This window comes from Peptoniphilus timonensis JC401 (genome assembly GCF_000312025.1).
In the GTDB taxonomy this organism is placed as follows: Bacteria; Bacillota; Clostridia; order Tissierellales; family Peptoniphilaceae; genus Peptoniphilus_A; species Peptoniphilus_A timonensis.
This window is the reverse complement of sequence record NZ_HE978594.1, coordinates 1-7,383: the sequence shown is the minus strand read 5'-3', so window position 1 is coordinate 7,383 and position 7,383 is coordinate 1. Positions and strand designations below refer to the sequence as shown.

General features: G+C 31.0%; 6 protein-coding genes. All 6 read left to right on the top strand.

Going from position 1 to position 7,383, the window contains the following annotated elements; translation table 11 throughout:
- On the top strand, positions 1-1,961 hold a 1,961-nt coding region (locus HGPT_RS03740), incomplete at its 5' end, for an endonuclease MutS2 (protein ID WP_040542498.1).
- Positions 1,962-1,970: 9 nt separating this feature from the next.
- Complete coding sequence (argS, locus tag HGPT_RS03735; RefSeq protein WP_019138531.1) at positions 1,971-3,680, top strand: arginine--tRNA ligase; 1,710 nt, start codon at positions 1,971-1,973, stop codon at positions 3,678-3,680.
- A gap of 4 nt (positions 3,681-3,684) precedes the next feature.
- Positions 3,685-4,458 carry a membrane protein gene (locus HGPT_RS03730; protein ID WP_019138530.1) on the top strand — a complete coding sequence of 258 codons (774 nt, stop codon included), beginning with the start codon at positions 3,685-3,687 and terminating at the stop codon, positions 4,456-4,458.
- 121 nt (positions 4,459-4,579) lie between these two features.
- Positions 4,580-5,413, top strand: a complete 834-nt coding sequence (locus HGPT_RS03725; protein ID WP_019138529.1) for an exodeoxyribonuclease III — start codon at positions 4,580-4,582, stop codon at positions 5,411-5,413.
- A gap of 8 nt (positions 5,414-5,421) precedes the next feature.
- Positions 5,422-6,144, top strand: coding sequence for a peptidoglycan editing factor PgeF (pgeF, locus tag HGPT_RS03720; protein WP_019138528.1), 723 nt, complete (start codon positions 5,422-5,424; stop codon positions 6,142-6,144).
- 73 nt (positions 6,145-6,217) lie between these two features.
- Positions 6,218-7,318 carry a tetratricopeptide repeat protein gene (locus HGPT_RS03715; RefSeq protein WP_019138527.1) on the top strand — a complete coding sequence of 367 codons (1,101 nt, stop codon included), beginning with the start codon at positions 6,218-6,220 and terminating at the stop codon, positions 7,316-7,318.
- The last annotated feature ends 65 nt before the right edge of the window (positions 7,319-7,383 follow it).

The following is a 7,383-nucleotide window of genomic DNA, read 5'->3' as shown; positions in this document are numbered from 1 at the left end:
AAGATGAGATAAATTCAAAAATTATTTCTGAAGAAGAAATAGCTGATGATGCTTCTCGTGAACTTTTAAGAATTAGAAGAGGAATTGCTGCAAAAAAGGATTCTATAAAAAATAAATTAAATGGGATTTTAAATACACATGCTGATTTCTTGCAAGATGCCCTAGTCACTCTTCGTGATGGAAGGTATGTTGTTCCTGTAAAGATAGAAAATAAATCTAAGGTAAAGGGTCTTGTTCACGACATTTCTGGATCTGGACAGACTGCCTACATTGAACCCATGGCAGTAGTGGATGCCAACAACGAGCTGAAAGAATTATATGTAAAAGAAAATCTTGAAATAGAAAAAATACTTAGAGAACTTTCAGAATTAGTTGGACAAAGTGGAGAAGAAATTAAATCAAATCAAGAGAAATTAATTGAACTTGATTTTATATTTGCCAAGGCAAAACTTGCCATAAATTATCATGCAAATATGCCTAAATTAAATAAAGAGGGAAGAATAAATCTTGTAAAAGCCTATCATCCTTTTCTAGATAGAAAGATTGCAGTTCCCATTGACATAAATCTTGGCATAGATTTTTCTTCACTAATTGTTACAGGACCAAACACTGGTGGTAAAACTGTAAGTATAAAAACTGTTGGTCTTTTAACTCTCATGGCACAGTATGGGCTCTTAATACCAGCTGATGAATCATCGGAACTTGCAGTTTTTGAAAAAGTTTTTGCTGATATTGGTGATGAGCAGTCTATTGAGCAGTCGCTATCTACTTTTTCATCCCACATGGTAAATATTGTCTACATTTTAAAAAATGTTACAAGAAATTCCCTAGTTCTCTTTGATGAGTTGGGAGCAGGCACTGATCCAACAGAAGGTGCGGCTCTAGCAAGGGCAATTATGGAATTTATGTTGGAAAGAGAAATAAGATGTATTTCTACATCTCACTACAATCAGTTAAAGATCTATGCATTGACAACAAAGGGTGTTGCCAATGCCAGCATGGAATTTGATGTAGACACTTTGTCTCCAACTTATAGACTTTTGATTGGAGTTCCAGGTAAATCTAATGCTTTTGAAATTTCAAGAAGACTGGGATTAACTGATGAAATTATCAATAAAGCAAAGGAACTTTTATCTTCAGAAAATATTGAATTCGAGGATGTTTTACAGTCTATTGACAAGGACAGGACAAAAATTCGTGAATACAGAGAAGAACTTGAGAGAGAGAAAATAGACTTAGAAAAAGAAAACAAGAGATTGCAGTCTAAGATAAAAAGATTAGAAGATCAAAGGGAAAAAATCTTAGAAAAATCTCGTGAAGAGGCAAAAAGGCTTCTCCTAAATACTAAAGAAAATGTGGACATAATTTTATCTGAAATAAATGAAGCTAAGGACAATATTAGTTCAGAAAATTCAAAAAAAATTCAAGAGGCTCAAGATCTTTTGCGTGAATCCATAAAAAATACTAGGAATAATTCTGAACTTGAGATTAAAAAAGCTGCCAACCCAATTAGAGAAATAAGAGTTGGGGACAAGGTTAGGACTTCTCTTGGAAACATAGGAACAGTTCTTGAACTTCCAGATAAAAAGGGAAATGTCCTAGTTCAATCAGGTATAATGAAGATGAATATGCCTAAGGAATCACTAATGCGAGTTGATATTCAAGAGGATACAACAAAAAACAACACTAGAAGTATTTTGAAAAACAAGGCGACAAATGTTAAGAGTGAAATTGATATTAGAGGCAAGAATTTTGAAGATGCGAAAGATATTATTGATAAATATTTAGATGATGCCTATCTTTCTGGCTTAAAATTCGTTAGAATAATTCATGGAAAGGGCACTGGTGTCCTTAGACAAAAACTTAGAGAACATTTTAGAAGTGTTAAGATAATAAAATCCTATAAAGATGCAGAATATAATGAAGGTGGCGACGGAGTAACTGTTGTCAACCTAAAGTAAGGAGTCAAGATGATAAATTTTAGAGAAGAAATAATAAAGATCCTTGATGAAAAAATCGAAGGTCTTGAAGCTAAAGAAATCGACAAAATGATAGAAGTTCCACCAAATTATGAACTAGGTGATTTTGCCTTCCCAGTTTTTAGTTTGGCAAAAATTTATAGAAAAAACCCAGCTATTATTGCAGAAGAACTGGCAGGACAAATAGATTCAAAATATTTTGAAAAAGTTGAAAATAAAAATGCCTACCTAAACTTTTACATCAACAAAAGTCTTTTGACAGAAGAAATTTTGAAAGAAGCTGTAAACAAAAAAGAAAATTTTGGCAAGTCAGAAATAGGAAAGGGAAAAAATATTGTCCTAGATTATTCTTCTACAAATATTGCTAAGCCTTTCCACATTGGTCATATTAGGTCCACTGTTATTGGAGATTCCCTAAAAAGGATTTTTAATTTCTTGGGATATAATACAGTGGCAGTAAATCATTTGGGAGATTACGGCACTCAATTTGGCATGCTTATCTACGCCTACAAGACATGGGGTAACAAGGAAGAAATTGAAAATGACCCAATCCCTGAACTTTTGAAACTTTATGTAAAAGTAAATGAAGTTGCAGAAGAAGATGCAGAAGTAAAAGAAGAATGTCGCTATTGGTTTAAGGAACTTGAAAATAAAAATGAAGAAGCCGTAAAAATTTGGAAGTGGTTTAGAGAGATTTCTCTAAAGGAATTTAACAGGGTTTACGACATGCTCGACATTCACTTTGATTCCTACAACGGAGAATCCTTCTACTCTGATATGTTACCTGAAGTAATAAAGGAAATTAGAGATAAAAACTTGTTGGAAGAATCAGAAGGTGCAGAAATTATAAATCTTGATAAGTATGATCTTTCACCAGCAATTGTTGTAAAATCTGATGGTACTTCAATCTATTTGACAAGAGACATAGCTGCAGCAAAATATAGGGAAGAAAATTACAATCCCGACCAAATTATTTATGTTGTTGCAACGCAACAATCTCTCCACTTTAAACAACTTCGTGCAGTTTTAAAGGAAATGGGAGAAGACTTTTGGGACAAGATTAATCATGTTGCCTTCGGCATGGTTTCTCTTGAAGACGGCACACTTTCCACAAGAAGGGGTAAAGTTGTCTATCTTGAAGATGTTCTCAACAAGGCAATTGATAAGGTTCGCGAAATTCTTGACGATAGAGAAAAAGAACAGGGTCAAAAAATTGAAAACAAGGAAGAACTTGCACAAACAGTTGGAATTGGTGCTATTAAATTCCAAGAATTATTTAATGGAAGAATAAAGGACTACACATTTAATTGGGACAAGACTCTTTCTTTTGAAGGTGAAACTGGACCTTATGTCCAATATGTTCACGCAAGAATTTCTTCACTTCTTAAAAAGGGTAATTTCGATATAAATAATGAAATTGATCCAAGCTTACTCACAGAAGAAAGTGAAATAAATATTATAAGAAGTCTTTACAACTTTACTGATGTAGTTATTGATGCTTGTGAAAAGTGCGAGCCATATTTTATCACAAGATACACAGTGGAACTTGCAAAGAACTTTAACAAATTCTACAACCAAACTCAAATCTTAGTAGAAGATGAAAAACTTAAAAACACAAGACTTATGCTTTGCTATGCAGTTAAAAATGTTATAGCAAGTGGACTTGACTTACTTGGAATTAAAGCACCTGAAAAGATGTGATGAAATGAATTTTTTTGAAGATTTACAATTAGTTTATAAGAAGGCCTTTAAAGACACGACAGTAAAAATAAAAAGCTCTCCAATTTTTTTAATTCTTCCCTTAGTGTATGGAGTATTATATACATTGGCGACAACTTTAATAGGCACAGTATTTGGACTTAATTTGGGAGTCCTTGCTGGCTTTATAATTCCTCTAGTAACTTCTTTGATATTATCAAGTTATTTTTCTGTATTGAGTGATTTGATTTACTACAACAGAATTAGTTTTAGGAATTTTAAAAATACTTTTATGGCTTACTTTGGCTCGATTTATTCAGTATATTTTATATTAATATTAATATCCTGGATAATGCCAGCCTTTGGTGGTAATACAAGCATTTTTATATTGATATCAATTGTAATTAACTTTGCAATAAATCCAATTGCAGAGTCAATTTACATTAGAGGAGAGTATTACACTTCAGCCTATACTCACTCACTTGAGTTTATGAAGGAAAACTTTATTTTGTGGATAATCCCATATTTAATTTATCTAGTAATTTTGCATCTATTAGGATTTGATTTTGTATCTACAATAACATCATCTAATATAATAGACATACCTCTTGGAGAAAATCTTGTAAGTGGAGTGCTTTATAGACAATTTTTAAACCCATATATTTTAAAAAATATTTTAGCTACTATAATCACCGCTGTATATGCAATCTTTAGGGGTAACTTATATAAAATTTTGCAAGGATCGACTAGAAGAAAGAGAGCCTACATGGGCGAATTATAAATTTAAAATTAAAAATCATGAGAAGACTTGACTAGTTCAGGTCTTTTTTTATAAGCTAAAGTGTAGGTAATAATATAAAATATATTTAAATAGATTAAATAAAAATAAATTTGGAGGAAAAATGAAAATAATTTCGTGGAATATAGATTCAATAAACGCTGCCCTAACAAGTGATTCAAATAGGGCGAAGATGTCAAGACAAGTTCTTAAAAGCATTAAAAATGCAAATCCTGATATAATTGCAATCCAAGAAACAAAACTTCCCAAAAATGGCCCTAGCAAAAAACACAAGGAAATTTTAGCAGAAAAACTTCCTGATTATGATTATGCGTGGGTTTCTTCAGAGGAACCTGCTCGCAAGGGTTATGCAGGGAACATGTCTTTTTATAAAAAAGGACTTGAACCAAAAGTATTTTTCCCAAAAATTGGCGCTCCAGATACAATGGACTATGAGGGAAGAATTATAACTTTGGAATTTGAGGATTTTTATTTTACACAAGTCTACACACCAAATGCTGGTGGAGAATTAAAAAGACTTCCTCTTAGACAAATTTGGGATGAAAAGTATGGAGAATATCTATCTGAACTTGACAAGATAAAACCAGTAATTGCAAGTGGAGATTTTAATGTTGCACATAGAGAAATTGACCTTGCTCATCCAGAAAATAATCACATGTCAGCTGGATTTACAGATGAAGAAAGAAAGGGATTTACAAATCTACTTAATAGAGGATTTATAGATACTTTTAGACACATAAATGGAGATGTTGAGGGAGTTTACTCTTGGTGGGCACAAAGAGTAAAAACTTCAAAAATTAATAATTCAGGCTGGAGAATTGACTATTTTATAGTTAGCGATAGGATAAAAGATTTTGTAGAAGATTCTGCAATGTTAGACTCTGGAGAAAGACAAGATCACGCTCCGATTTATCTTGATATTGAATTCGATAAGTGAGAATATAAATGAAATCAGAAATTTTAGAAAAATATTCAGTTGCTAATTTAATAAGTGGATGCGAATATTCTCTTTCCTATGCAAAAGAAGGAGATAGGGTAAAGGATTATGTGAAGGACATGATAAAAAGAATGGATATAAATCCAGATGAAATATATTCATGTATTCAAACTCACACAGATAAAGTCCAATATTGCAATGGAGAAAATGGCAAAGAATTTATTTATGGAAAAAATTTCCCAGATACAGATGGACTTATAACGGACAAGAAAAATATTGCCCTCTTGTTAAAATTTGCAGACTGCACACCTTTAGTTCTCTATGATAAAAAAAGAGAAATTCTTTCTATAGTACACTCTGGTTGGAGGGGAGCACAAAAGAGAATTCCGGAAAAGTCTATAGAAAAAATGAAAAGTGAATTTAAATCTAATCCAAAAGATATTTTTGTTTATATTGGTCCGAATATAGATATAGATAATTATGAAGTTGGAGAAGAAGTATATAAAGAATTTTCTAAATTTAAAAATAGAGATAGATTTTTCAAAAAAATAAAGGGAAGCTGGCATTTATCTATGACTTCTGTAAATAAAGAAATTTTGTTAGAAGCAGGTATAGATGAAGAAAACATAGAAATTTGCAAAGATTCAACTTATAATAATTTGTCCCTACATTCTGCTAGAAGAGAAGGTAAAACTTATGGACTTAATTCAATGATAGTCATGATGAGATAAATTGAAAATAAAAAGTTTATTTGATAAAATTTATTGAGTTAATAAAGATGAAAAAGAAAACAGAGGAGATTTAATGGAAAGTCTTTTTAAAGAAGAATTTAAGGATAAATTAAAAAATATAGTTTTTATAGACTTAAAAGAAGATTACCAACTGGAAGAGGTAAAACTTCCTCGTGGCTTCTCTCTACCCTTGAAACTAGATTACCTAATAGAAGGAATAAAGGAACAAGAACTTGAAGAAGAAATAAGTCTTGAAAAAATAGTTGAAGCTATGATTTATCTCTTGGGAATAGATAGTGAATTTAAATACAGCCAAAAGTATAGAGAGATACTTAAAAATTTAAATATTGATTTAAAAAACTATTCCATGCACAAGGCTTTTGTCAAACAAGAAGAAGATCCCCTAGACTCCTATATATTTTTGAAGGGTTACGAAGAAGTTGTGGGGGAAGATCCAGATATAACTTTTAAAGAAGCAAATATATTAGAAGCACTTTATAACAAAATTCAAGATGATTATGAAAAAAGTGAAAAACTATTAAACATAATTATTAAAAAATACAACAAGGTTCTTAACTTAGATGAAAATTATTCTCTAGCTTATTACAGGTTAGCTTATATAAATATTGCCCTTGCCAAATTCATAAAAGCAAATATGTACTTTGAAAAATTTATAAATCTTTCTAATAACGAAGAATTAAAAGACGAAGTTAGAAAAGAGATGGAGATCATAAAAAACAATGTAAACTATGATTCTGCAAAAACATATTTATCCTATGGCGATTATGATAAGGCACTAAATCTTTTAGATAATATAAGCGAAGATTTCAACAAAGATGAAAGTTTCTATTATACTTATGCAATTGCAAATTACAATATAGGAGATCTTGATAAGGCAGAAGAATATGGAAAACTATCTGTAGAGAAGAAGACAACAGAAGAAAACATAAATTTACTAGCTAGTCTATATGCAGCTAAAGATGAATTCAGAAGAGCAATAGATATTTTAAAAGTTGGCCTAGAAGAATTAGAAGACTCTTATCCACTAAATTACAATTTGGGGATAATCTATCTAAATGCAAATGAAAAAGATAAGGGAATAGAGTATCTAGATAAGGCTTATAAAATAAAGCCAACAGAGGAATTAGATAATTTTATAAAAAATATAAAATGATTATTGACAGACAAAAAAGAAAATAGTATCATATAACAGTTGTCAAAAAAGACAGCTGTTTTTAA

Coding starts and splice junctions, on each gene's coding strand:
- argS (WP_019138531.1), top strand. CDS start 1,971: ATGATAAATTTTAGAGAAGAAATAATAAAGATCCTTGATGAAAAAATC.
- HGPT_RS03730 (WP_019138530.1), top strand. CDS start 3,685: ATGAATTTTTTTGAAGATTTACAATTAGTTTATAAGAAGGCCTTTAAA.
- HGPT_RS03725 (WP_019138529.1), top strand. CDS start 4,580: ATGAAAATAATTTCGTGGAATATAGATTCAATAAACGCTGCCCTAACA.
- pgeF (WP_019138528.1), top strand. CDS start 5,422: ATGAAATCAGAAATTTTAGAAAAATATTCAGTTGCTAATTTAATAAGT.
- HGPT_RS03715 (WP_019138527.1), top strand. CDS start 6,218: ATGGAAAGTCTTTTTAAAGAAGAATTTAAGGATAAATTAAAAAATATA.